The organism is Cryomorphaceae bacterium (genome assembly GCA_007695365.1).
In the GTDB taxonomy this organism is placed as follows: Bacteria; Bacteroidota; Bacteroidia; order Flavobacteriales_D; family SKUL01; genus SKUL01.
The window spans coordinates 1-23289 of sequence record REDV01000115.1 but is presented as its reverse complement, the minus strand read 5'-3'; the positions used below and the strand labels follow the sequence as shown (position 1 = coordinate 23289).

Sequence of the window (23289 nt, the reverse complement as noted above, 5' to 3'; positions counted from 1 at the left end):
GTGACAAAAATTAAAAAGTCAATCACACACCACAATCACACCCCCTTATCATTTCGACCGGAGAGCTGAGGAACGAGGCCCGAAGTAGCCTGCCCCGAAGAATTTCGGGAGAGAAATCTCATTCAGTTCGCACCATGTCTCATAATAGATTGCTCCGCTACGCAGCTCCTGCCGTCGTTGCTACGGTCGAAGTGACAAAACACTAATAACCAGAAACAAAAACTCAATCAAAACTTGTGCACGTCAATCAGAGCATCACCCGGCTGCGACTCTGATTGGTGATAACCGCTACGATTCGGCATATACCCTGAGAGGGTCAAATGTCTGAAGAGAGAACGCAACAAAGATAGAGGTGCGACCCCGAAGGGGTCGAATGTCTCCCGCAACATGAAATGCTGGACCTGCTACATTTGTATGGACACGGAGTTAAGTCATGCAAATGTAGCGGGTCCAGACAGAGACCCCCATGCACCCCCATCTCCCTCAAATCCGTACTTTCGCTTTTGTTACTCCACGAGCATAGCTATGCAAGACCTCAATTTCAAAAGTTTGATGCGCGTTACGGTATTCCTCGTGTTTACCATCGCGCTGGGGCATTTGATGATTATCGGAAAGCAGATTATCATTCCCTTACTCATCTCCTTTTTTCTCGCCTTTTTGCTTCTGCCCATGGTGCGTCAACTGGAAAAATGGCGCTTTCCCACACCGCTGGCGGCCATCACCGCGCTGCTGTCTATTACCATGATTATTGGAGGTATCCTTACCCTTTTTGGCACTCAGATCCGGCGCTTTGGCCGCGATATAGATAATATTTCTGAGCGCCTGCTCTCTCTGCGTTCCTCGCTTCCGGGCCCCTTGCAGGAATCCATGTCAGACTGGTCTTCCGACGACCTTTACGTACTCGTTGAAGAGAATATGGGAAGCATCTTTCAGGGTATCAGTGGCTTTGTAAGCAGTTTTACTTTTCTGGTTATCATTCCGGTGTACATCATTCTGATTCTGATTTACCGCGATGTTTTTCGAAATTTTATCATCCGGGTCATGGAAAATGCCAGCCCCGCACCGGACGCTACCCCATCAGACAAAAAGAGTATCCGCGAAATCATCCCAAGTATCTCCGGTATCATTCAAAGCTACATCGTGGGGATGTTCTACGTGATTTGTATCCTGTTTGTGCTCAACAGCATCGCCTTAAATGCTTTAGGGATAGAGCACGCCCTGTTGTTTGCAGCCTTTGCGGCCATGCTCAACATTATTCCCTTTGTAGGACCCCTGGTGGGCTCGCTGTTGCCTGCACTGTATTCACTCGTAACCATGGATTCGCTGTTTTATCCTTTTGCTGTGGTGATGGCTTTTGTGGTCATTCAAACGGCCGAGAGCTACCTTATAACCCCCAACATCGTGGGGCGCAATCTCAAACTCAATCCAATGGTTACGCTGCTTACCTTGTTTCTCGGAGCGTCCCTTTGGGGTGTAATAGGCATGATTGTGTTTATTCCGCTGGTGGCCATTCTCAAAGAGATTCTGGCCAATATTCACGGCCTTGAGCCCTACGCTTATGTGCTCGGTACGGGAGAGAAAGACAAACTGAATCAGGCCCCGGGCTGGTTGAGCCGGTTGTCAGAGAAGGTTTCGGAATGGTGGAAGAAACGGAGTGCCTGACACCTTGGCCCAGCTCAAATGCACTTAAAGTAGTCAAAAGGCTCCAGGCAATCGTTGCAGATGTATAGGGCCTTGCATGGTGTGGAGCCAAACTGGCTTTGCATACGCGTGTTAACACTTCGGCAGTTGGGGCAGATCACCTCTTTGGCTTCTCCGGTGAGAATGCTTTTGTCAACCGTTGAATGCTGGGGCGGCGAAATACCGTATTCCAGCAGTTTTTGCTTTCCGCTCTCAGACATCCAGTCGGTAGTCCACGCAGGATGCAATACCGAACGAACCGAAACGTTGTTGAATCCCTGTTCCTGAAGCGCCTGGCGAATTTCGTTCTCAATCACCTCCATGGCCGGGCAGCCGCTGTAAGTAGGGGTAATGGTGACTTTCATTCCATCAGGAAGATCCTCAATACTCCTCACAATACCCATATCCACCACCGAGAGCACCGGAATTTCAGGGTCCTTCACTTCTTCCAGAACCTCCCATGCTTTTTCGGTGGCAGGGCTCTTTACCATGTTGCTCCGGGATGCATGCGTGTTACAGACTGCATTTCCGACAGAATGTAGCTCAGATCTTCCGTGTGAATGCCTCGCTGGCTTCCTTCCTGCATTACTGCGTCAAAATCGGGCAGAGCAAGGGTGGCCTGCGTAAACGTGTCGCGAATGGTTTGCTCTACACGAAGCCGAAGTGCAGAAGTATCTGGAATGACTTTTTCAGCTTCAAGAACATCCTCGCCTTGGGCAGGCTCAAACAAGTCGCCGAAATACATCCACACAGTTTCGAGGCCATTGGCGATGCGAATTTTGCTCTCTTCGGTGCCGTCACCAAGGCGAAACACCCAATCGCGGCTGTAACGCAAATGGTATTTCGATTCTTTCAGCGACTTTACAGCAATGGCTTTGAGTTGCTCGTCGGGAGATTGCGAAAGGGCCTCGTGCAGTTCAACCTGAAAAGCGTCAAAGAGGAACATCTTCACAATCGTTTGCCCGAAATCGCCGTTGGGCAGTTCACATAGCAACGAATTGCGATACTGCGATGCGTCGCGCCAATAGGCAAGGTCATCTTCCGTACGACCCTTATCCTCAAGCTCACCGGCGTAGGTGAGCAGCATTCGCGCCTGCCCGATGTGGTCAAGCGCAATATTGGTCAGGGCTATATCGTGCTCCAGTACAGGGCCGTGGGCTGTCCACTCAGACAAGCGGTGACCCATAATCAGGCTGGAGTCACCCAGCTTCAGAACATAGTTGAAAAGTGCTTCTTTGGAGGTCATGCTTACAGGTATTTTACCCCTTCGGGCACGGTGTAGAAGGTTGGATGACGGTACACTTTGTCTTCGGCGGGATCGAAAAACGCGTCGCTGTCCTCGCCGGCTGATGCGGTTACAAGATTGGCGGGAATCACCCAGATACTCACGCCTTCCATCCGCCGGGTATAAACATCCCGGGCATTGGTCAGGGCTTCTTCAGCGTGGTGCGCGTGAACATTACCGGCGTGCTTATGCGGAATGCCGGGTTTGGATTGAATAAACACTTCCCACAGAATGCCGTGGGAACCTTCTTTAATGTGTGACATGTAAGCGGTTTTACTCGGTTAGTGTAAGTTGTTTTTTACCTTGTTTTTTGGCGTAGGCCGCGGCAGCTTCAAGCACCCATTGACCTTCGCGCTCGGCATTGATGCGGTCCTGAATGCGCTTTCGGTTGCAGGGGCCGTTGCCCTTCACCACGCGCCAGAACTCGTCCCAATCAATCGGGCCGGTTTCCCAGTGGCCGGTTTCTTCGTTGAATTTCAACTGGTCGTCGGGTATGGTGAGGCCCGCTGCGTGCGCTTGAGGCACCGTGCGGTCAATAAAGCGCTGGCGAATTACATCGTTGCTCTCCACCTTGATTTGCCAGCGCATGGTTTCGGCCGAGTTGGGCGAATTGTCGTCGGGCGGGCCAACCATCTGAATGGCTGGCTGCCACCAGCGGTTTAAGGCATCCTGCGCCATCTTTTTCTGCTCGGGCGTGCCCTGCGCAAGGGTGTAGATAATTTCGTAACCCTGGCGGTTGTGGAAACTCTCTTCCTTGCAGATACGCACCATGGCCCGGCTGTAAGGCCCGTAGGAGCCCCGTGCAAGCATCGTTTGGTTGATGATGGCAGCACCATCCACCAACCAGCCAATGGCGCCTATATCGGCCCAGGTAAGGGTGGGGTAGTTGAAAATAGACGAGTATTTGGCGCGGCCCTCGAGGTATTCGTTGATGACATCCTCACGGGTTACACCGAGGGTCTCCACCGCACTGTACAGGTAGAGGCCGTGACCCGCTTCATCCTGCACCTTGGCAAGTAGGGCAACTTTCCTGCGCAAACTCGGCGCGCGGGTAATCCAGTTTCCCTCCGGTAACATGCCCACAATCTCCGAGTGCGCGTGTTGCGAAATCATACGCGTGAGCTGTTTGCGGTATCGTTCAGGCATCCAGTCTTTCGGCTCAATCTTCTGACCAGAGTCAATCCTCTCCTGAAATCGTGCTAATTTTTCCTGTTCTTCCATCTTTCTGAATTGGGCTTTAAAGGTAAGACTTTCCAACCAGTGTAAACAATGACCTAAGTCAGGATGTTCAGCGGGCATATTCAAAAATGCACTTCTCCTTTAATATGACTGAGGATTCTCCCAAAAGCATTTTTTGGCAGATTAAACTTGACATATGTTCGATGAAAGACTATTTTTGACCCACGAACAACAGAAAAACATGACTGCACTCGAATACAATATTCTCAACTTTCACGATAAACAGCGCCTGCTGAGAGACTACGGAATGTTTCTGGATGAAAAAATCGTGGAATCACGCAAAATACGCGTGTACGCTTTGGGTGATTTCTTCGTGGAAGAAGGGGTGCAGATTGACAACGACTCGCAGTATTTCCGCGCACTGGAAAGCTTGCTCGACAGCGACCAGTACATAGACCCGCTGCACGTTTTTCACCTTAATTAGTGACTGTACCGACAGACGGAAATTAAGGTTTCTTCACCTTTCAGAATCGGCTGCCAAACCTGAGCATTCAATTGCTGTTGTACCTTTGTAGCAGCATTTGCTCAACGTGAAAAACGCAGAAAATCAAGACATATTTACCGACGTGGTTGTGTTGGGGGGCGGTCTGGCCGGACTCTCGGCGGCATGCAGTCTTGCCCTTCGCGGACGAAGTGTGGTGCTGATCGAAAAGAAAAAGTACCCCCGACACAAGGTTTGTGGCGAGTATGTTTCCAATGAGGTGCTCCCCATTCTGAAGAAGTTTGGTTTCAATCCGTTTGACTTTGGTGCGCTGGCCATGAAACGCATGATGCTGAGCGCGCCCTCGGGAACTTTCCTGGAGTCTAAATTGCCGCTCGGAGCCTTTAGTCTGAGTCGCTACGAGCTGGATTTTCAGTTTTCGGAGCGCGCAAGGGCTCTTGGAGTGGATGTCCGCCTCGGCGTGCAGGCCCTTAAAGTGCAGCCGCTCGATGAAGGCTATGAGGTGCAGACCGGACAATCTACCCTGCGTTGCAAATACGTGGTTGGAGCTTTTGGAAAAACCAGCAATCTGCGCACTGCAGGAGGTCCGGGTACTCCCTCACGAAGTCCCTTTGTGGGCGTGAAACGCCATGTAGAACTTGCTTTCCCCGACGACCTTGTAGCGCTGCACAATTTCAAAGGTGGCTATTGCGGAGTGTCGCGGGTAGAAAACAACCTTGTTAACATTTGCTACCTGGCCCGGGCTGCCGATGTGCACAAGGCCGGTGGGTTGCCGGAATTCGAAGAGCGTGTGTTGCATCAAAACCCTCACCTTCGCAGAGTACTCACCGAAGCTATTGATGTTTTTCCGCGCCCCATGGCCATCTCCAATTTTACCATGGGAAGCGGCGAGCCCGTGCAAAACGGTGTTTTTATGGCCGGCGACGCAGCGGGTATGATCAGTCCGCTGTGCGGCAACGGCATGGCCATGGCAATTACCGCCGGCTATGTGCTGGGTGAGCAGCTTGCGGAAGGTTTGGCGGTGCGCGCGCGGCCGGAAGCCTTGCAAAAGCAATACGCTGCTTATTGGAACAAGCAATTCAAATCGCGACTTGCCTGGGGAAATCGCCTGCAGTGGCTGTTTGGTCAGCCGGCTGTTGCGAACATGGCATTGGGAGCGGCAAAGCTGATGCCTTCAGTGGTTACTTCCATCATCAAAAAAACACATGGAGAACCTGTTCTGGCCTGATTTATCCCAACGCCTTGAGCACGACGAACGCATTGATGATCCCTCTTTTTCGGGCGAGGAATTACAGCGTGTGGTACGCCATTTCAGGTGGATCAACCGCTGGTTTGGTAACTACCGCCAAACCCGGCGTGCCGTGCTGAAAATTGTGCAGGAGCTCCCCAAAAACGCGGAGATACACATTGTGGATGTGGGCTGCGGAGGAGGGGATTTGATGTGCCACCTTCAGCAGCGACTCCAAAAGCAAGGCTATACGGTGCGGTTCACCGGCATCGATCAGAATCCGAACATGATTCAGCTCGCGAAACACTCGGTTTGCAACCCGCAGTCCTTCTCCTGGATAAAGGAAAGTGTGTTTGATGACCCAATTGAAATGCCAAAATGCCAGCTATTAATATCCTCTCACTTCATGTATCGCTTGAATAAAGATGAATGGAGCCATGTGCTTTCACGATGGCAGAAAAACGTATCGCATGGCATGGTGTTCAGCGAGCTTAGAAGGAGTCGCTTGAGCTACGGTTTGTTCTACCTGTTCTCGGCGATAGCTTTTCCGCGGGGCACTACACGTTCTGATGGGCTGCTAGCCATCCGCCGCGCCTACCGCACAGGGGAGGTGGAACCTTTGCTCGCAGACATGCCCGGCGCGTCGGTTCGGCGCACACCGTGGTTTCGTCAGATTATCGTCGTACCTTCCGCTGCATGATGCCATCCTTTGCACAACGCGCAACGCTTCCTGAGAGAATGGACGCCTCCGACGCCGATCCTGCGGAAGTAGCACGCACCGTAAAGTACATTGACTTTACCCATCGCACGCTGGGTGGTTACCGTGTCATCCAAAACGGACTGCTCAAACTCCTGCAAGCCTTCCCGGAGGGTAGCAAGGCGCGTATTCTCGATGTAGGTTGTGGGGCCGGATATCAGTTAAAGTATTTGTTGAGCAATAAAAAACTAAAAAACTGGAAATGTGAATTTACGGGCTTGGATATAAGTTCGGGTTCTATCGCCGAAGCACAGCGTCTTTTGGCTGATACAGAGGTGAGATTTGTATGCAGTGATGCGTTGGATTCCGATTTTGATTACGCCTCATACGACATTGTGGTTTGCAGCTTATTTTTACATCACCTGAGCGACGAACAAATCAGGCGGTTACTCAGTTTGTGGAACAAAAGCAAAGTACACGTGTTGATTAACGACTTACACCGCTCACCCATGGCCTGGCTGCTTTTTCGCTTGTTTGCATTGTTTACTGCTGCGCCCGCAATGGCCCGCTACGACGGCGCGTTGTCGGTGCGCAAAGGATTCGCGCGCAATGAACTTCTCGACTTTTGCCGTACTGCCGGATATACACGCATCCACCTCCGATGGCGGTGGGCCTTTCGTTACGAATTAATGCCCGGACATGAGTAATCCAGCCGTCCGCATATTGTCTGCAGCAAGTCACCTGCCTCCTTACAGCCGCACAACAGCCAACATTCTTCCGTATGTTGAGCGCTGGCTGGCGGATCAGCCCCAGCGTTTTCGCGACAAGGTGATGCGCATTTTCAAGTATGCCGAGGTGGACAAACGCTACGGTATCATGGATATTGACGACGTGTTTACCGAGACCAGTTTCGAGGAGAAGAATGACTTTTTTGTGGAGAAAAGCGTGGAATTGTGTGAAGCAGCACTCGTCAAAGCCCTTCAGAAAGCTAACCTCCAGGCCACTGATATTGATGTAATCATCACCGTGAGCTGCACCAGCTTTATGATCCCTTCGGTGGATGCCTTTCTCATCAACAAGCTCCGCATGCGGCGGGATGTGCTGCGCTTACCCGTAACCGAAATGGGTTGCGCAGCGGGCGTTTCGGGCATCATCTACGCGTACAGATTTCTGAAAGCGCACCCCGGTTTAAGGGCGGCGGTCATTGCTTTTGAGTCGCCTACGGCTACTTTTCAGCACCGCGATTTCAGCATGACCAACATGGTGAGTGCAGCTATTTTTGGCGATGGCGTGGCCTGTACCATCCTCAGCTCTGCCAACGAAGAAGGCCCAACCATCCTCGACGCGGAGATGTACCACTTTTACGACGAGATTGAAATGATGGGCTTCAGACTGCGAAACACGGGTTTGCAAATGGTGCTGGACCCGCATGTGCCCGAGAAGATTGAAGCGCATTTCGGACAGATTCTCCTTCCGTTTCTGGAGCGTCACGGGCTCACTCCGCAGGATATTGAGCATTTTATCTTCCACCCGGGCGGGAAGAAAATTGTAAAAATCACCGAAGAACTGCTTCATGCTATGGGCAAGAACATTGACGTTACGCGCCAGGTGTTGCGCGACTATGGAAACATGAGTAGCGCCACGGTGTTATACGTGTTAGAGGCCTACATGAAACGCCAAATCCCGAATGGAGACATCGGTTTGATGCTTAGTTTCGGTCCGGGCTTCAGCGCACAAAGGGTTTTGTTGAAGTGGTAAAAGAGCCAACATATCATGAACGCGGTTACTGGGCTGTATTGCTCGGAGCGTCGAGTGGTATAGGGCTGGCGGTGGCGCATCAGCTCGCCTCTGAGGGTATCAACCTTTGCGTCGTTCACCGCGATCGCCGTGCGCGTGTCAGAGAGCTTGAACCGGAGTGGGAAACCATGCGCGAACATGGTGTTCGTGTGCTTACTTTCAACGCCGACGCCATAGAGTTCGCATCTATGCAGCAAATACTCGATGAATTTTCGGAAGCTTTGGGCGAGGGGGAGAAAATCCGGCTATTGATGCACGCCGTGGCCCGGGGTAACCTCAAGTCGCTATACGAAAGCAACAATCCTCAACTCGCCACAGATGACTTTGTGCTCACCCTCGACGCCATGGCCCTGAGCTGGCACCGTTGGACGATGGCCTGCATGGAGCGCGGCTTGTTTGCTGACTCCGCTCGAAATATCGGCCTTACCAGCGAAGGAAGCACCCGCGCATGGAAAGGGTACGGGGCTGTGGCAGCCGCCAAAAGCACCCTCGAATCACTGGGCCGACAGATGGCGCTGGAGCTTGCCCCAACCGGCTTGCGAACCAACGTACTGCAGCCCGGTGTTACCGATACGCCCTCGTTGCGCATGATTCCGGGTAGTGCCGAAATGATGGAGGCGGCACAACGAAGAAACCCCCTCGGAAGGCTCACGCGGCCGAACGACGTGGCACAGGTGGTATCTCTGCTCTGCCGCGATGAGGCAGATTGGATCAACGGCGCCATCATCCCCGTAGATGGCGGAGAAAGCATCAGCGCATGAAAGGAACCGAAATCATAGCAAAACTCCCTTACCGCCGTCCTTTCCTCTTTGTGGATGGCATTACGCAGGTTTCGGAGCAGTCTATTTGCGGGCAATACACCTTTCGTCCGGATGAGTTTTTCTACGCCGGACATTTTATCGGGCACCCTGTGACGCCCGGCGTGATCTTGCTGGAGTGCATGGCACAGATTGGCCTCGTGGCCCACGGTATTTACCTGTTGAATCAGGCCGGAAAGGAGCTTCCGCAGCAGGTGGCTTTTTCTTCGTCGGAAGTGGATTTTCTGCAACCGGTCTATCCCGGAGAGCTGGTGCACGTGCAAACGGAGCTTCAGTATTTCAGACTCGGTAAAATCAAAAGCAGGGTAGAGCTTCGCGGAAAAAACGGCGTGGCTTGTCGCGGAGTGTTAAGCGGAATGATGAAATGAAAAAGCGCGTAGTCATAACCGGAATGGGGGTGGTTGCACCCAACGGAATCGGTCTTGCGGATTTCGAGCAGGCCATTCGCCATGGAAAATCGGGAGTGCGCTACCTTCCTGAACTGGAAAAACTCCATTTTGCCTGTCGCATCGGGGGAGTTCCGCCCATCGATGGGGTGGATTTAACCCGGTATTTTACCGAGCTGCAAATGCGTCAGATCAAAGCCAGCGGAATCATTTACGGCTGTGTGGCGGGCCTTGATGCCTGGCGCGATGCCGGTCTGGAACTACCCGCAAACCCCGACGCTGAGCCCGATTGGGACAGCGGCTGCATTTTTGGAGCGGGCCTGGCGGGCATCGACGTGATTCGTGAGGGCATCTACAAAACCGATGAGGGCAATGTAAAGCGCCTGGGCAGCACGCTCATTGAGCAAACCATGAGCAGCGGTATTTCGGCTCATTTGGGTGGAATGCTGGGCCTCGGAAACATGGTGAGCACCAACTCGTCGGCGTGCAGCACCGGCACCGAAGCCATCCTGTTGGGTGCGCACCGCATCCGCTCCGGACTGGCAACCCGCATGATTGTGGGAGGATGCGATGCTTCCGGGCCGTATGTGTGGGGTGGTTTCGACTCCATGCGCGTGCTGAACCGCCGCAGCAACGAGCACCCCGAAAAAGGCTCATGCCCCATGAGCGTGGATGCCGCCGGATTTGTGCCGGGCAGTGGAGCAGGGGCCCTCGTGCTCGAAGATCTCGACGCTGCCCTACAACGCGGAGCCCGCATTTACGCCGAAGTGACCGGTGGACATCTCAACGCAGGGGGGCAGCAACAGGGCGGAACCATGACCGCGCCCAATGCTCACGCCGTGCAGCGCTGTATCGCACAGGCCCTGAAGGATGCCGACGTGAACCCCACGGAGGTGGATGCCATCAACGGGCACCTCACTTCAACCATGGGCGACACTATGGAGGTGAAAAACTGGAGCGCAGCCCTGAATCGTTCCGGCGATGACTTTCCCTACATCAACGCCCTCAAATCCATGACGGGGCATTGCCTGAGTGCAGCCGGTGCCATCGAGTCGGTGGCGGTTGCTTTGCAGTTGTACCGCGGATTTCTGCACCCCACCATCAACCTCAGCGAGCCGCATCCCGACATCCTTGCATGTGTAGCGCCCAAACGACTTGTGAGAGAAGCCAATCAACACATCCAGGTGGAAGTCATTGCCAAGTCGAGTTTTGGCTTTGGCGACGTAAACGCATGTGTTATCTTTCGCCGATTCCACCCTTAAAAAAAGCCCATGAACCGAGAAGAAGTTATTGAAAAACTGAAGAATATCATTGAGCCTTACGTGCAAAACAAAGAGGCTTTTGCCCATGTGAGCGAAGACACCGATCTGCTTACCGACCTGAAGGTGAACTCTGCGCATTTGGTGGATATTGTGCTCGACGCCGAGGAAGCCTTTGATATTGAAATTGATGATGATAGTGCAGAAAAAATGCTTACCGTGAAGGACGCGGTAGATATCATCATTGAAAAAACCGGAGCTTGATAGGAAACGACGTCATACAGCTTTCGCGCTCCTTTTCGGGAGATGCCGCACGGCTGTATCGCTACGCGGAAAAAATCTGCACGGCTCATGAGCAAAGTGTCTTTCACGCTGCCGATACGGATGACCGACCAGGGCTTTTGTCACTTTTTTGGGCCATGAAAGAATCCGCCTGGAAAATCTCTTTCCGGCAACACGGCAAGCGCCTGCTGAACCCCAGGGATTTTGATTGTGAGTGGGAGGGTGTTGAGCTTCCATGCTTCAATCGTGTGCTGAAAGGTAGTGTGCACACAAGAGGACAAACTTTTCGGACGGAAATACACCGCGCCGACGACGTGCTGCACTGCGTGGCGTGGCAGGATGAATCGGGCAATCAAACTCCGGATCATGCACTTTGCTTAACCACACCCATGCATGCCGGATGGGAAGTGCGCTCGCGGCTTACAGAGCGCGTGGCAAGGCTTGCGGGATACGCCCGGGAAGAAATTGAAGTGCGAAAGAATCCGTGGGGTGTGCCGGAACTGTACAGATGGCAGGCATTGCTGCCGTATGCGGTGAGCATCAGCCATCACGGTGATTATTGCGGATATGCCATAACCCAACAACCATGAATCAGATTGTAGAATACGTAAAAACCCATTTGCCGGTAGACAGGCGGGTGCTGCTTGTATATGTGGTGCTGTACTTTTCGTGGGGAATGGGGATGGACGCCTTTGGGCAATGGGCCGAAATTGCCCGGTTTACCTATTGGTGGCAGGTGATTACCTGTTATGTATTCTATATGATTCCTATTTCGTTGTTGTTGCGCAAACTGCCGTGGCACATGCAGTACGCCTATGGCCTCATTGCCATGGGCATACTTGAGTTTTTAGGCTATTGGCTCGAAACGTCTTACGCCTATCCCAACAATCTGCTCGACCATTTTTTCGGTATCCGCAATTTCACGCTGGGTATGACGCTCTTTTTCGGCTTGTATTTTCCACTGGGTAACTGGGCGGCACAAAGTATTGCGCGGAAAATTTGGGGTGAGGCGGTTATGCGCTGAGAGTAGGAAAAACGGCAAGCATCCTATTTTTGTTTTTTTTTGATGGAGTATGAAGTAGTTATGTGATATACAGTTTGGCTAGTAATTAAATTATTGGTAGTTTTATCGACGAACCAACATCCAAACACTATGAAAGCTTATGTAACCACACTGCTGGTGGCTGTTTCAACTTCCATCATTGCACAGGATTTAACGCAAACCTTCCTCAACCAGAATTGGGTTTCTATAAACGGTCTACCAGAAGTAGTAGACTGGTCGGCTTCAGTTGTAGATAGTCAAAGAAATCTGTATATCACCGGAAATAAAGCCACCTCTAACGAAGGCACAAACCTTACACTCACAAAATACGACCGACACGGGGATATACTTTGGGAAGAAGAATATAACAACCCTACAGATGGCAATGATTATGGCACGGCTCTGATTATTGATCATTCGGGTGATATTGTGGTAGTAGGCACCAGTTTCGACCTGCAAAACAACAATCATGATTATACCATATTGAAGTATGATGAGGACGGCACTTTGTTGTGGAGCGAGTTGTTTGATGGTGCGGCCAACGGACACGATATCGCAAGTTCAGTTACGGTGGATGCTTCTGACAACATTTATGTTACCGGCGGAAGCGAAGGGACAGGAACTCTGGTTGATTATTGTACGGTTAAGTTTTCATCAGCCGGGAATTTTCAATGGGAAGCCCGGTACGACCATCAAAACATGTATGACGGCGCTGTTTCGGTAAAGATCAGTGGAACATTGATAGCAGTAACCGGGGGTAGCGGAAACGATTGGACCAACGGCGAAATCGCCACAGTGTTCTACGACAGCAATGGCAATGAAATTGCCGTGCGAAGAGAAGAGTCAACAGAAACAGGCTATGACCAGCCCTATGATTTGCTAACCGATAATGTCGGAAATATTTATGTGACTGGAAAAGTAGCCACTGCTTATGAGGGATTCAATATCAAAACCATCAAACTTGATGAAGACCTTGAACTGGTTTGGGTCAATGAATTTGATGGCTATGGAATGGACGATGAAGGCAGAAGCATTGCGCTTGACGAGTTGGGCAATGTATACGTTACTGGTACAACTGCCAAGCCGGGAGGAGGAAGTAATATCATAACCATTAAATATGACGACCAGGGAGAACAGGAATGGGCGAAGCAACAACATACGGTGCCCACTCACTACAACGCACGTGGCATGCGCATAGCTTACGAGGATGGTATGCTGGTGGTTTGCGGAGAGCGTGAACGCGACAGCGGAACTCTTGTGACCACACTCGGGTATAGCCCGGAAGGCAAAATGCGGTTTATGCAGAATTTCAGTACTGATTCCATCGCTGATCATCTCGTACATAGTTTATCCCTTTACGAAAACAACATTTATATCCACGGAATAACACAACAAACAGGAGCAGACAAATACTTTGCGCTTAAATACCATTACCATCACAAGGAGAGTGATTATCTCTACGAGAATGGTGTGCCTCGGCGGGTAGATAAGGAGTTGATCATTGGTTTTCATCCCGATTTGATGAAGCTCGATAAAATTGACCACGATCACTTTATGTTTGCAGAACTCGCACAGTTTGTAGATCAATCTGCCATCAATTGCATTAATGAAAAAACAGGCATTGACTTTTCGAAACAAATCGCCACGAAAATTTTTCCCGAGTGTCATTCGTGGGACACAGTATCTACAAGCCGATTGGGCAAGCCGGTGCCGATTCCGGCGTTTTGGAGTATCTTGTTGGTAGAACTCCCGGAAACTTCGAATGATAGTCTACTACTGGATTCACTAAAGTCTTGTTCTAAGTATATTAGAGTTTCTCAATTTAACACCCTTGGTGGTTTTTCAGCATGTGAGCCTGATGATCCGAATTATATGGCAGGCAATCAGGCAGGGTTGGGGCCGACCGCACTCATTGCAGATGCTCATGTAAATATTGTTGAAGCTTGGTGTTATCAGGATGAGGGATCACCGGAAATAAAAGTAGGCGTCATTGATTCAGGTATAAAGTTTAATCATGCAGATTTACATGACAATCCGGGCTCGGAATCATTTGAAGGTTCGGATGTTGCCGGAGGTGTAAACTTCACTATGACCATGCCGGGCGACCCGCCCCCATATATTTCAGAATTTACAGAAGAAGAGATTGTGAGTGAATATCATCACGGAACCGCAGTAGCCGGTATAATATCTGCACGGATAGATAATGGATTAGGGGTTGCCGGAGTTGCTGGGAAAAGGAGTGAAGGAGGAGGGGTATCACTATACGATTTGAAAATAGGTAATCAAGGACCTGGGCAGCCAATTTGGTGGGCGAGGGCACTTTATGTAGCCGCTTGTTCTGAGAATATTGATCCCCCTCCGTTTTACGCATATCCTCAAGATGCAAATATATGCCTTGGATTAGATATTGTTAACATGAGCTTGCAACATTGGGGAAATCACGATATTCTTAAAATGGCTACAGAGTTTGCCTTTAGAAACGAAATGTTGGTGGTCACAACAAGTGGAAATTTCACTACTCAATCTCAGTGGCCTGAAGACGCTTTAATGTATCCTGCATCATTTCGGGATGAATGGGTTCTGAAGATAGGTGCCAACGATAATTCTGGCAATAGGGCTACTGACTTTTCCATTTATGGGAATAATTTAGATTTTATTGCGCCAGGTGTTTATGACATTTATCAAAGCCTCGCATTTGACAATGAATTCGGCTATACGCCTACTACACCGGGTGGATATTCAGGCACTTCATTTGCTGCTCCTCATATTGCGGGCATCGCCGCTTTAATGAAAAGCTATGTGGATTTACATTCTGATGCACCTAACAAATTGGCACCGGAAGATATAGAGGCCATCATGCAGACAAACGACGGAGGAAGTGATCCAAATTATTATGATGTTTTACCTGTAGGTTATCATGAAGAATCTGGTTTTGGCAGACCGAATGCCGGGAAAATATTGGAAAAGCTGCAATTGCCGTGTTATATGGTGACACATTTTGAGGGGGTTACATCTGTTTCGGGGAGCATGGTATTGGACGAAGAAGATGTGTTATTGGATGTATATGCTTTTCCATCAGCACTTACTCAATCGCTTCCTTCACAGGGTAATTATATAGGCGACAGGTATAAAGTTACCGTTACATCAACTCACAGTCTCGGTGATGCCGAAGTAATCAATTACTGGAAACGCGACGCTGCCTCTAACCTGGCACCGATCACGGGTGAGTTGCCTGGAGAGGGCATCGATATAACTTTTGATTCTTTTTCCGAAACGAGTGCTACTCTTAGCGGTTACATCTATCATATTGTAGATGGTTCAAATGAGTATTGGTGGCCGATAGAACCAACGGATGACGCTGTATTTGCTTATACCATTTATTCTGTTGATCGCGCGGCTGAACCATGTATTTCCACTTCAATAGATGAAGAAGAATCTGTATATGCAAACATATATCCCAATCCCGCTTACGATCAGGTGCGCGTGGAGTGGTCCGAATGGAAAAACACCTCCACGTTGCAGATTTTCAGCTCAACAGGTGCCCAGGTGTCACAGCACATCATCACCGGAAAATCCGGTAATGTTGACGTGTCACACCTCGCTCCCGGTTTGTATGTTTTCGCACTGAAAAGTGATGAAGAAGTAAAAACATTCAAAATTGTGAAGCGATGAAGCGATATGCTATTTTGATAAGTTTAATTGTTTTTGTTTTTGCTTGCAAGAAAGAACAGATTAAACCGACTCAATACAATACAAATCAATCTGGTGGTGCCGATACATTAGGTTGTCCATCGTTCAGCTCTCCTGATTCGATGTTACAAACTTTGTTTGGATGGTCGGATGTACGTTATATGATGCCTCATTTCAATCCAAACAACAATGATGAGTTTCTGTATGTCGATCAGATCTATCAATCACCTTATGCGAAGCTTTGTGTCCACAGCATATCCACAGGCGAAACTCAGGTGATTTTGGAAGGGCAAACATTTTTGACGCAACCTCGCTGGCATTCGAATGGCTGGGTACTTTTCAGAGGTAATGCCAATGTGGTGTTTAAAATCAAAGGAAATGGAGATAGTTTATCTACTGTAAATGATCAAGGTATATTTTTGCGACCAATATGGCGTCCTGATGGTCAGGCATGGATTTCGGAAAAATCATCAGGGTTTACTGGAAATATCGAAATTTTTGATCTTGAGGGTATTGAGATTGATGTCATTCCAGGCGAAGAAGTTACACGAGGTGATTGGTCAGCCGACAATCGGATTGTAACCACAAAAGGGTATAGCGGGTCAAATCAATTCACATGGACGGATGCTGGTAATCTAAATTGGCAAGATCTTACATTTGATACCAACTCGCCTCACAAACCAGCGCTAGATGTGCATTGGATACCTATGAGTGATGATGTAATGTATTCTCAGTTGTACGAAAGCATTTCGAAAATTAATATTTTCACGGGTAATATTACTGAGGTAAGAGAAGGTTGCGGTGGTCGTTATTATAGATTTTTCAGTATCAGCAATGATTGCTCTCAAATAATTGCTGAGCGAATTCAGCCGGATACCATTTTCACAGATGGTTTTTACAATTTTTTGATCCAAAAATCCGAAATCGTCCTTATGAACTTTGACGGCACGGGCGAGGAGGTGATTGAGCTGCCGTAGGACAGTATAGAGCGTGAGGATTGAGTATTGAGGGCAAAAGTGAAATGATGCGACTGAAAAAGATAACCACAGTAAACGAAGCACCCTGCACGACTACCTCAATAAATGAAGAAGAATCTGTATATGCAAACATATATCCCAACCCTGCATCCGATAATGTGCTCGTGGAGTGGTCTGAATGGAGAAGCACTTCCACACTTCAAGTAGTCAATGCCACAGGAGCGCTGGTGTCGCAGCATATTATTATTGGAAACGCGGCGACCATACCGGTTACACAACTTTCTTCCGGGTTGTATTATTTCGTGCTCCGAAGTGATGAAGAAGTAAGAACCTTCAAAATTGTAAAACGATGATGCGATATGTCATTATAGTCATTTTGATTGGGTTAATTTCTTTTGCTTGCAAGAAAGAAACATCCGATTTGCCCCTACCTTCTACTGATGTGGAGAATGGCTCAGAATGTTTACCTATTGTTGCCCCGGACACCTCATTGAACTGGTTAATTGCTTGGTCAGATTACCGTAAAATGATGCCCAATTTTAATCCCAACAATAACAACGAGTTTTTGTATATCGACAGATTGTCGGGCTCCCCTTTCTCAGATATGTGCATTCACAACCTGGCCACCGGCGAAAGTAATTGTATTCTGAGCGGACAGACCTACCTCTATCAACCTCGATGGCATGAAAATGATTGGATATTGTTTCGTGGAAATGGCGACAATGTCTATCGAATCAAAAGCAACGGTGACAGCCTGCTACAGATAACCACATCCAGCAAGTTTCAACGTCCGGTATGGCGACCCGATGGGCAGGCGTGGATTTCCAATAATGTTGTGGAGTACACCGGCAATATTGAAGTGTATGATTTATCCGGTGAAATTATTGATGTGATTCCGGGAGAAGTATTCCATTTTGGAGATTGGTCGGCAGACAACAGAATTATTACTCACCGACCGAATAATTTTGATCCTCATCAGATAGCATGGATCGAAGTGGACAATGTTTCGTGGCAACTTTTGAATTTTGATACAGCTTCGCCTCAACCAAGTATGAGAGACCTTCATTGGGTACCAATGAGTGATGAAGTGATGTTTTCTCAAGGGGGGGGTGATATTTCCCGCATCAATGTGTTAACAGGAGAAAAAACGAAAGTAAGAGAAGGGTGTGGTACCCGGTATTACAATTACTTTTCAATCAACAATAATTGCTCTAAGATTGTAGCTGAAAGGGTTACGCCGGAAGAAATATATTCCAATGGGTGGCACAACATTGTGGTATACAAATCCGAAATCGTCCTGATGAACTTTGACGGCACGGGCGAGCAGGTGATTGGGTTGCCGTAGAAGAACAGTTTTGAGCAAGAGTATTGAGTATTGAGGGGAAAAGAAATTCCCTCTAAACTCTCAACTGTTGCTCCAAACTGGGCAAAATTGAAGGTGATTGAGTTGCCGTAGAAGAACAGTTTTGAGCAAGAGTATTGAGTATTGAGGGGAAAAGAAATTCCCTCTAAACTCTCAACTGTTGCTCCAAACTGGGCAAAATTGAAGCCGATGAGAAACGCCAAACTTTTAAAATGGTCAAACAAGGCATGGATATACCCATCGATTCTTTTTCCGAAACGAGTGCTACTCTCAGCGGCTACATCTATCATATTGTAGATGGAACTGACGAATACTGGTGGCCAATAGAACCCACAGACGATGCTGTTTTTGCCTATACGGTTTATACCTATAATACTGAAGCAGAACCTTGCATGACCACTTCAGTAAATGATGAAGAATCTATCCGCGCAAATATATATCCCAACCCTGCATACGATCAAGTGCGCGTGGAGTGGTCTGAATGGAAAAACAGCTCCACGTTGCAGATTTTTAGCTCAACAGGTGCTCAGGTATCGCAGCACATGATCACCGGAAAGTCCGGAAATGTTGATGTGTCATACCTCGCTCCCGGTTTGTATGTTTTCGCACTGAAAAGTGATGAAGAAGTAAGAACATTCAACCCAAAATAGGCAATAAGCTCCGCTTCTTGCATATTCGATAAAGAGAATCAATCTTTTACAGTTTGCTTCGCCGCACTGAAAAAGTGATTCTCTAATCGGGGTTAACCCAACTAATGCAAGTAGTTCGGAGCTCATCGCTCCTCCTATTGCATAATTTGGGTTCAAAATTGTGAAGCGATGAAGCGACAGTATATAGGCATACTTCTATTCATAGTTGTTTGTTCGTGCAAAAAAGAAGCTCCCAATTATTTCTTCTTCACCACCTGGTGAATTTCGTGCTCCCAAAGCAGCTCGCCGTCATCCGTGTAAAGGCTGAGTTTCATCACGCGCTTGTTACGCTTTCCGCTGATGTCAATGGTCGCAAAATTTCTGCCGATAAACTTGGTGTCGGCCACGCGGTGCAGGTTTTCTTCTTCGTGATCGTAAAAGCCGGATGTAAGCGGTGAAACGGTAAAATCGTGAATCACCACTCCTTTGTGGTCGAGTTTGCTCAGCTCGCTGTGGTGCCTGTCGCCGGTGAGAAAAACCACGTTGTGTAGCTCCTCTCTCGCCAGTCTGTCGAGTATTTCCTGCCGTTCTTTGGGGTAGTTTGCGTGGTTTTCGTACACCTTTGCGCTGTTGAGAAACTGTCCGCCCACAGCCACAACCTTAAAGCTGGCCCGGCTGAATTTCAGCGCCTGAATCAACCAGTCAATCTGCTCTTTACCCAGAATCTGGTGCTCTATGGTTTCCAGGGTGTAGTCGGTGCGGTAGTAGCGGTTGTCGAGCAGAAAAAACTCCACATCGTGGTAGCGAAATTGCCCGATGGTGGAGGGTAGGTCCGGCAACCCGTAGGAGGGGTTCCCCCAGAAAAGTTTAAAAGCGTTGAGCGCGTGTTCTTTGTGAATAAAACTTCCGTTGGCGTCATTCGGACCGAAATCGTGGTCGTCCCAAATGGCGTAGTGGTTGCAGGCCGCCAGAAAACGCTGTAGGTTGGGTTGTGAACGGGCGTGCGTATAGCGATGAACAAAGCCGCCCCAGGTATTCCAGTCGGGTTCACGCAGGTACACATTGTCGCCCAGCCATAGCATCATATCGGGGTTTTGCGCTACCATGTTGCTAAAAATGTCTGCCCCTGAGCCATAGGGTCTGCCGGGACGGTCAAATTCCTCCTCGTTGGTGTAGTGGCAGCTTCCGGTTACCAGCTTGAAATCGGGAGGGTCGGTGCGGTATTGCCACAAATCGAGGGTTTTAAAGGTGAGCGGGTAGTCGAAAGTGAGCCACTGGCTGTTCATGCCTACGCGATACACATAGCGCGTGCCGGGCTTGAGTTGCCGCAGCACAAACTTGTGTACGCCCTCGGTCTGCATATCCACACGATCTTCGAGCAAGGCTTTATCCGCGGGCCGATCTTCCGGCCAGTATTCGAGCTGCACCACACCCGGGCGCTCAGCCTGAATCCAAATCAGGGTTTCGGTCATTTCGGCGTAACCCAGCATGGGTCCGGCCACCAGTTGGGCGATGGCTTGCAAACCCGCTGCGAGCCACAAGCCCAAAAAACAAATTGCGCTTCTTTTCATGCGCTGAAATTACCATTTTATGGCATTTTATCGGGATGGAAAGGCATAGCAATTGTGTTCGTTAAGGCAACCTTAAAATTCGGAACGATGAAAACTTTTCTGATGCTTTTTCTGCTTCTTTTTTCTCTTGACACCATGGCCCAGCAAGTGCGCGACGCTTCGGGCCGACTGCAGGGTACCTGGCAGAACGACCAGTACCGCGACGCTTCCGGCCGACAACAATACCGCGTGGACAACAGTGGCAACGTGCGCGATGCCTCGGGTCGAAACAAGTTACGTGTACAGGGCGATGATTTTCGCGATGCCAGCGGCAGGATGGTAGGGCGAATTAACCAAAGCGGCGAGGTGCGCGATGCCTCGGGCAGGATATTGGGCCGCATTTCCGACGACGGGCAGGTGCGCGATGCCAGCGGTCGCATTATGGGCCGCGCCCCGGGCAGCGACAAACACAGAGCGGCTGTGAATTTCTTCTTTTGGGATGAGTGAGGAAGGCTAATTATCAACCTTCATCCCCCAAACTACATGTCTTTGACTTCGCTGTGTAACCGCGAGCTGAAAGAATCCTGATGCTTGTTTGAGAGTTCACTTGTTTCACACTTGAAGATAAGGGATAAGGCTCTTTGCCTTTACACACTTTTTTGGGACAGTATCTTTTAATTTTGAGCCGTTAAAAACGGCTAACTCGCTCATCCTCGTTGTAAACGAGGACGAGTTGGGGGGCTTGAATCAAACACTTCCCCAACCCCATGACCCCATGAAAACGAGGCCATGGTGGTGGAGTTTGTGGTGGAGTTAGGTTGTTCTTGATCAAAGTACATTGCAGCCCGAGACGAGGAATCCTCCGATCGCTCCTCCATTGGATTATTCAACACCATACTGCGGGGGTTCAGCGATGTGTTGGGCTTTATATTGAAATCATATCAAGTTCGTATAGTTTCGAATCATATCGTATCACACATATCGTATCGAGATCGTATAATTTCGAATCATATCGTATCATTATTTGATTTATTATCTTAAATTTGGGACAATGGAAACAGTGTACACTTTGAGGTTAAGTATTGACTGGCGGCTCATCTCCATTCTCAGCAAGATCGATCGATATGACGCAGAATGGGCTACGATTGAGAAAAAAGAAGGTAGAAGTCTAAAGCAGTTAAAATCTGTAGCAACTGTACGAAGTGTAGGAGCTTCAACTCGCATTGAAGGTTCAAAAATGAGTGATCAGGAAGTGGATATACTTCTCAAAGACCTTAAGATCGAAAATCTTGTAGACAGAGATTCTCAAGAAGTGGCAGGTTATTTTGATGTATTGGACACCATATCTGAATCATATGAAAACATTTCAATCACCGAAAATGCGATAAAAAACCTACACAATCAACTTCTTAAGCATAGCCAAAAGGATGCATGGCATAAAGGAGATTATAAGCAACAAAGTAACAGTGTTGAGGCTACGCTACCAGACGGAAGCAAACAAATTGTCTTTAAAACTACTCCTCCAGGAATAGAGACTGAAGAGGCAATGCGTTCATTAATCAGATGGTTTAATTCAGACCAGGAAACTCATCCACTTGTAAAGTGCTCTATTTTTTGCTACGAATTTGTGAGTATACATCCATTTCAGGACGGCAATGGGAGATTAAGTCGACTGTTGTCGACACTGCTGTTACTCAAACATGGATATAAATGGATTCAGTATGTAAGCTTCGAACAAGAAATCGAACATAGAAAATCGGAGTACTATAGGGTACTTAGAAATTGCCAATCACAAAGACCTAATGAAGTGATAAATGATTGGATTACATTCTATTTCGATGCATTATCAAATATTGTAACTAAGCTGAAAGCTAAGTTAGATAGCGAAGGGATTGAGCAACAACTGTCTCCGAAAGAAAAATCAATTTTAGTATATATCTCGGATCATCCTGGTAGCAGATCCGGAGAAATTTCAAAAAAGCTTGATATTCCCAGCCCGACAGTAAAGAGAATGCTAGCTGAATTGACCTCCAAAGAACTCATTGAAAAATTTGGTTCTGGACCCGGCACAAATTATTCGATAGCATAAAAAAACAAGGGAAACATGTCCCGCTAGCAAATTCGTGGTCTTCGAAAAAATCATGGCGGCGCAATTGTCCATTCGGGTGGTAGGTTTTCACAGAGCCATTCATTTTTCTTCGGATTGAATGAGGGGGCAATAAATTTATAGGAATTGTTTTTATAGATCGATAGCCCACGAGAAGGGATTCTCGCGGGAGCGGGGGTAGTCCTCAATCGTGATATCTTGGTGCGTGCTGGGTTTTTTTGGGGTTTTACCGCCCCCAGGGTCTATCCCCCCGACTCTCGCGAGAAATGAAATGCGACGCAGTCAATCTTTTCTAGTGGGGTAGCGGGAATCAAACGCTTCCCCAACCCCATGACCCCATGAAAACGAGGCCATGGTGGTGAAGTTTGTGGTGGAGTAGGTTTTTTTTTTGATCAAAATTCATTTTAGTCCCAGAGGAGGTTGGATGTAGTGATTAGCCGGCAAACTTTGAATTGAAGAAATCACTTTGATGTGATGCAAATTTGGTGTATCTTTACACCAAAAGAAAAAAGATGGCCAGACAAAGTATTTCATTGACAGAGCCCAACGATAAATGGCTCAAATCTCAAATTGAGAGCAAAGAATACACGAGTAAAAGCGAGCTTGTGAATGACTTGATTCGTCAGGCACGCAAGCAGCAAAAACAGGTGGACTGGATTCGGTTAAAACTAGAAACCGCTGAGAAAAGTGGCTTTACGGAGGATTCAAAAGAAGACATTTTGAAGGCCTCCAAGGCGAAATCGAATGGCTAAAAGTGTCTGTCTATAAAATCCATTATCATCGTTGCACTTGTCTTGAAAACAGTCATTGACATTAGT

At 48.6% G+C, this 23289-nt stretch carries 25 protein-coding genes; 20 read left to right on the top strand and 5 right to left on the bottom strand.

The features are described 5' to 3' along the window. Positions 1–387 precede the first annotated feature (387 nt). Complete coding sequence (locus EA392_12230; protein ID TVR37664.1) at positions 388–1662, top strand: AI-2E family transporter; 1275 nt, start codon at positions 388–390, stop codon at positions 1660–1662. A gap of 14 nt (positions 1663–1676) precedes the next feature. On the opposite strand, the gene paaJ is transcribed toward EA392_12230, so the two are convergent. From paaJ to EA392_12210, 4 genes are read right to left on the bottom strand one after another with little or no spacing between them, the layout of a single operon-like run. Next, positions 1677–2171: a phenylacetate-CoA oxygenase subunit PaaJ gene (gene paaJ / locus EA392_12225; GenBank protein ID TVR37663.1), complete on the bottom strand. Its 495-nt coding sequence runs from the start codon at positions 2169–2171 to the stop codon at positions 1677–1679. After that, entirely contained in the window at positions 2165–2926 is a 762-nt protein-coding gene (gene paaI / locus EA392_12220) for a phenylacetate-CoA oxygenase subunit PaaI (GenBank protein ID TVR37662.1), read from the bottom strand. Before paaI ends, paaJ begins: the two co-directional genes overlap by 7 nt. Before the next feature lie 2 nt (positions 2927–2928). Then, positions 2929–3228: a 1,2-phenylacetyl-CoA epoxidase subunit B gene (locus EA392_12215; GenBank protein TVR37661.1), complete on the bottom strand. Its 300-nt coding sequence runs from the start codon at positions 3226–3228 to the stop codon at positions 2929–2931. A gap of 10 nt (positions 3229–3238) precedes the next feature. Then, positions 3239–4186, bottom strand: coding sequence for a 1,2-phenylacetyl-CoA epoxidase subunit A (locus tag EA392_12210; protein ID TVR37660.1), 948 nt, complete (start codon positions 4184–4186; stop codon positions 3239–3241). A 154-nt stretch (positions 4187–4340) separates the two neighbouring features. On the opposite strand from EA392_12210, the gene EA392_12205 reads away from it, so the two are divergent. The 16 genes from EA392_12205 (at position 4341) to EA392_12130 (ending at position 18835) form a co-directional block, all read left to right on the top strand. After that, on the top strand, positions 4341–4628 hold the full coding sequence (locus tag EA392_12205) for a hypothetical protein (protein TVR37659.1): 288 nt from the start codon (positions 4341–4343) through the stop codon (positions 4626–4628). 97 nt (positions 4629–4725) lie between these two features. Then, positions 4726–5874, top strand: coding sequence for an NAD(P)/FAD-dependent oxidoreductase (locus EA392_12200; GenBank protein ID TVR37658.1), 1149 nt, complete (start codon positions 4726–4728; stop codon positions 5872–5874). Then, positions 5852–6574, top strand: a complete 723-nt coding sequence (locus EA392_12195) for a methyltransferase domain-containing protein (GenBank protein ID TVR37657.1) — start codon at positions 5852–5854, stop codon at positions 6572–6574. Before EA392_12200 ends, EA392_12195 begins: the two co-directional genes overlap by 23 nt. Then, on the top strand, positions 6571–7278 hold the full coding sequence (locus tag EA392_12190) for a methyltransferase domain-containing protein (protein ID TVR37656.1): 708 nt from the start codon (positions 6571–6573) through the stop codon (positions 7276–7278). The genes EA392_12195 and EA392_12190 overlap by 4 nt, the downstream gene beginning before the upstream one ends. Continuing rightward, positions 7271–8329 (top strand): type III polyketide synthase, encoded by a 1059-nt coding sequence (locus EA392_12185; protein ID TVR37655.1) that lies wholly within the window; start codon positions 7271–7273, stop codon positions 8327–8329. The genes EA392_12190 and EA392_12185 overlap by 8 nt, the downstream gene beginning before the upstream one ends. Continuing rightward, the gene (locus EA392_12180; protein TVR37654.1) at positions 8323–9129 is read left to right on the top strand and encodes an SDR family oxidoreductase; all 807 of its coding nucleotides are present in this window, start codon (positions 8323–8325) and stop codon (positions 9127–9129) included. The genes EA392_12185 and EA392_12180 overlap by 7 nt, the downstream gene beginning before the upstream one ends. After that, positions 9126–9554, top strand: coding sequence for a hydroxymyristoyl-ACP dehydratase (locus tag EA392_12175; GenBank protein ID TVR37653.1), 429 nt, complete (start codon positions 9126–9128; stop codon positions 9552–9554). Before EA392_12180 ends, EA392_12175 begins: the two co-directional genes overlap by 4 nt. Then, complete coding sequence (locus EA392_12170) at positions 9551–10834, top strand: beta-ketoacyl-[acyl-carrier-protein] synthase family protein (GenBank protein ID TVR37652.1); 1284 nt, start codon at positions 9551–9553, stop codon at positions 10832–10834. Before EA392_12175 ends, EA392_12170 begins: the two co-directional genes overlap by 4 nt. 9 nt (positions 10835–10843) lie before the next feature. Beyond that, complete coding sequence (locus EA392_12165) at positions 10844–11095, top strand: acyl carrier protein (protein ID TVR37651.1); 252 nt, start codon at positions 10844–10846, stop codon at positions 11093–11095. Further along, positions 11092–11703: a 4-phosphopantetheinyl transferase family protein gene (locus tag EA392_12160; GenBank protein ID TVR37650.1), complete on the top strand. Its 612-nt coding sequence runs from the start codon at positions 11092–11094 to the stop codon at positions 11701–11703. Before EA392_12165 ends, EA392_12160 begins: the two co-directional genes overlap by 4 nt. After that, on the top strand, positions 11700–12137 hold the full coding sequence (locus EA392_12155; GenBank protein TVR37649.1) for a hypothetical protein: 438 nt from the start codon (positions 11700–11702) through the stop codon (positions 12135–12137). Before EA392_12160 ends, EA392_12155 begins: the two co-directional genes overlap by 4 nt. Positions 12138–12266: 129 nt before the next feature. Continuing rightward, positions 12267–15827: a T9SS C-terminal target domain-containing protein gene (locus tag EA392_12150; protein TVR37648.1), complete on the top strand. Its 3561-nt coding sequence runs from the start codon at positions 12267–12269 to the stop codon at positions 15825–15827. Between the two features lie 179 nt (positions 15828–16006). Further along, positions 16007–16822, top strand: a complete 816-nt coding sequence (locus EA392_12145; GenBank protein ID TVR37647.1) for a hypothetical protein — start codon at positions 16007–16009, stop codon at positions 16820–16822. Positions 16823–16866: 44 nt separating this feature from the next. Further along, on the top strand, positions 16867–17175 hold the full coding sequence (locus EA392_12140) for a T9SS C-terminal target domain-containing protein (protein ID TVR37646.1): 309 nt from the start codon (positions 16867–16869) through the stop codon (positions 17173–17175). Positions 17176–17264: 89 nt separating this feature from the next. Beyond that, positions 17265–18167: a hypothetical protein gene (locus EA392_12135; protein TVR37645.1), complete on the top strand. Its 903-nt coding sequence runs from the start codon at positions 17265–17267 to the stop codon at positions 18165–18167. Between the two features lie 230 nt (positions 18168–18397). Further along, a complete protein-coding gene (locus EA392_12130) occupies positions 18398–18835 on the top strand; it encodes a T9SS C-terminal target domain-containing protein (protein ID TVR37644.1) in 438 nt (145 codons plus the stop codon). A gap of 236 nt (positions 18836–19071) precedes the next feature. Here the strand turns inward: EA392_12130 and EA392_12125 are convergent, their stop codons facing one another. Then, positions 19072–20385 carry an alkaline phosphatase family protein gene (locus EA392_12125; protein ID TVR37643.1) on the bottom strand — a complete coding sequence of 438 codons (1314 nt, stop codon included), beginning with the start codon at positions 20383–20385 and terminating at the stop codon, positions 19072–19074. Between the two features lie 87 nt (positions 20386–20472). Between EA392_12125 and EA392_12120 the strand changes: the two genes are divergently transcribed. The 3 genes from EA392_12120 to EA392_12110 all read left to right on the top strand — a co-directional run bounded on the left by EA392_12120 (position 20473) and on the right by EA392_12110 (position 23223). Then, positions 20473–20871: a type IV secretion protein Rhs gene (locus tag EA392_12120; GenBank protein ID TVR37642.1), complete on the top strand. Its 399-nt coding sequence runs from the start codon at positions 20473–20475 to the stop codon at positions 20869–20871. Between the two features lie 544 nt (positions 20872–21415). After that, on the top strand, positions 21416–22453 hold the full coding sequence (locus tag EA392_12115; protein ID TVR37641.1) for a Fic family protein: 1038 nt from the start codon (positions 21416–21418) through the stop codon (positions 22451–22453). A 530-nt stretch (positions 22454–22983) separates the two neighbouring features. Then, a complete protein-coding gene (locus EA392_12110; GenBank protein TVR37665.1) occupies positions 22984–23223 on the top strand; it encodes a CopG family transcriptional regulator in 240 nt (79 codons plus the stop codon). The last annotated feature ends 66 nt before the right edge of the window (positions 23224–23289 follow it).

Bases quoted from the DNA above. Each gene is read 5' to 3' on its own strand.
- EA392_12190 (TVR37656.1), top strand. From the start codon at position 6,571: ATGATGCCATCCTTTGCACAACGCGCAACGCTTCCTGAGAGAATGGAC.
- EA392_12210 (TVR37660.1), bottom strand. From the start codon at position 4,186: ATGGAAGAACAGGAAAAATTAGCACGATTTCAGGAGAGGATTGACTCT.
- EA392_12170 (TVR37652.1), top strand. From the start codon at position 9,551: ATGAAAAAGCGCGTAGTCATAACCGGAATGGGGGTGGTTGCACCCAAC.
- EA392_12125 (TVR37643.1), bottom strand. From the start codon at position 20,385: ATGAAAAGAAGCGCAATTTGTTTTTTGGGCTTGTGGCTCGCAGCGGGT.
- EA392_12175 (TVR37653.1), top strand. From the start codon at position 9,126: ATGAAAGGAACCGAAATCATAGCAAAACTCCCTTACCGCCGTCCTTTC.
- EA392_12150 (TVR37648.1), top strand. From the start codon at position 12,267: ATGAAAGCTTATGTAACCACACTGCTGGTGGCTGTTTCAACTTCCATC.
- EA392_12110 (TVR37665.1), top strand. From the start codon at position 22,984: ATGGCCAGACAAAGTATTTCATTGACAGAGCCCAACGATAAATGGCTC.
- EA392_12115 (TVR37641.1), top strand. From the start codon at position 21,416: ATGGAAACAGTGTACACTTTGAGGTTAAGTATTGACTGGCGGCTCATC.
- EA392_12205 (TVR37659.1), top strand. From the start codon at position 4,341: ATGTTCGATGAAAGACTATTTTTGACCCACGAACAACAGAAAAACATG.
- EA392_12130 (TVR37644.1), top strand. From the start codon at position 18,398: ATGGTCAAACAAGGCATGGATATACCCATCGATTCTTTTTCCGAAACG.
- EA392_12140 (TVR37646.1), top strand. From the start codon at position 16,867: ATGATGCGACTGAAAAAGATAACCACAGTAAACGAAGCACCCTGCACG.
- EA392_12120 (TVR37642.1), top strand. From the start codon at position 20,473: ATGAAAACTTTTCTGATGCTTTTTCTGCTTCTTTTTTCTCTTGACACC.
- EA392_12195 (TVR37657.1), top strand. From the start codon at position 5,852: ATGGAGAACCTGTTCTGGCCTGATTTATCCCAACGCCTTGAGCACGAC.
- EA392_12165 (TVR37651.1), top strand. From the start codon at position 10,844: ATGAACCGAGAAGAAGTTATTGAAAAACTGAAGAATATCATTGAGCCT.
- paaI (TVR37662.1), bottom strand. From the start codon at position 2,926: ATGACCTCCAAAGAAGCACTTTTCAACTATGTTCTGAAGCTGGGTGAC.
- EA392_12155 (TVR37649.1), top strand. From the start codon at position 11,700: ATGAATCAGATTGTAGAATACGTAAAAACCCATTTGCCGGTAGACAGG.
- EA392_12230 (TVR37664.1), top strand. From the start codon at position 388: ATGAAATGCTGGACCTGCTACATTTGTATGGACACGGAGTTAAGTCAT.
- EA392_12185 (TVR37655.1), top strand. From the start codon at position 7,271: ATGAGTAATCCAGCCGTCCGCATATTGTCTGCAGCAAGTCACCTGCCT.
- EA392_12215 (TVR37661.1), bottom strand. From the start codon at position 3,228: ATGTCACACATTAAAGAAGGTTCCCACGGCATTCTGTGGGAAGTGTTT.
- paaJ (TVR37663.1), bottom strand. From the start codon at position 2,171: ATGGTAAAGAGCCCTGCCACCGAAAAAGCATGGGAGGTTCTGGAAGAA.
- EA392_12145 (TVR37647.1), top strand. From the start codon at position 16,007: ATGATGCCTCATTTCAATCCAAACAACAATGATGAGTTTCTGTATGTC.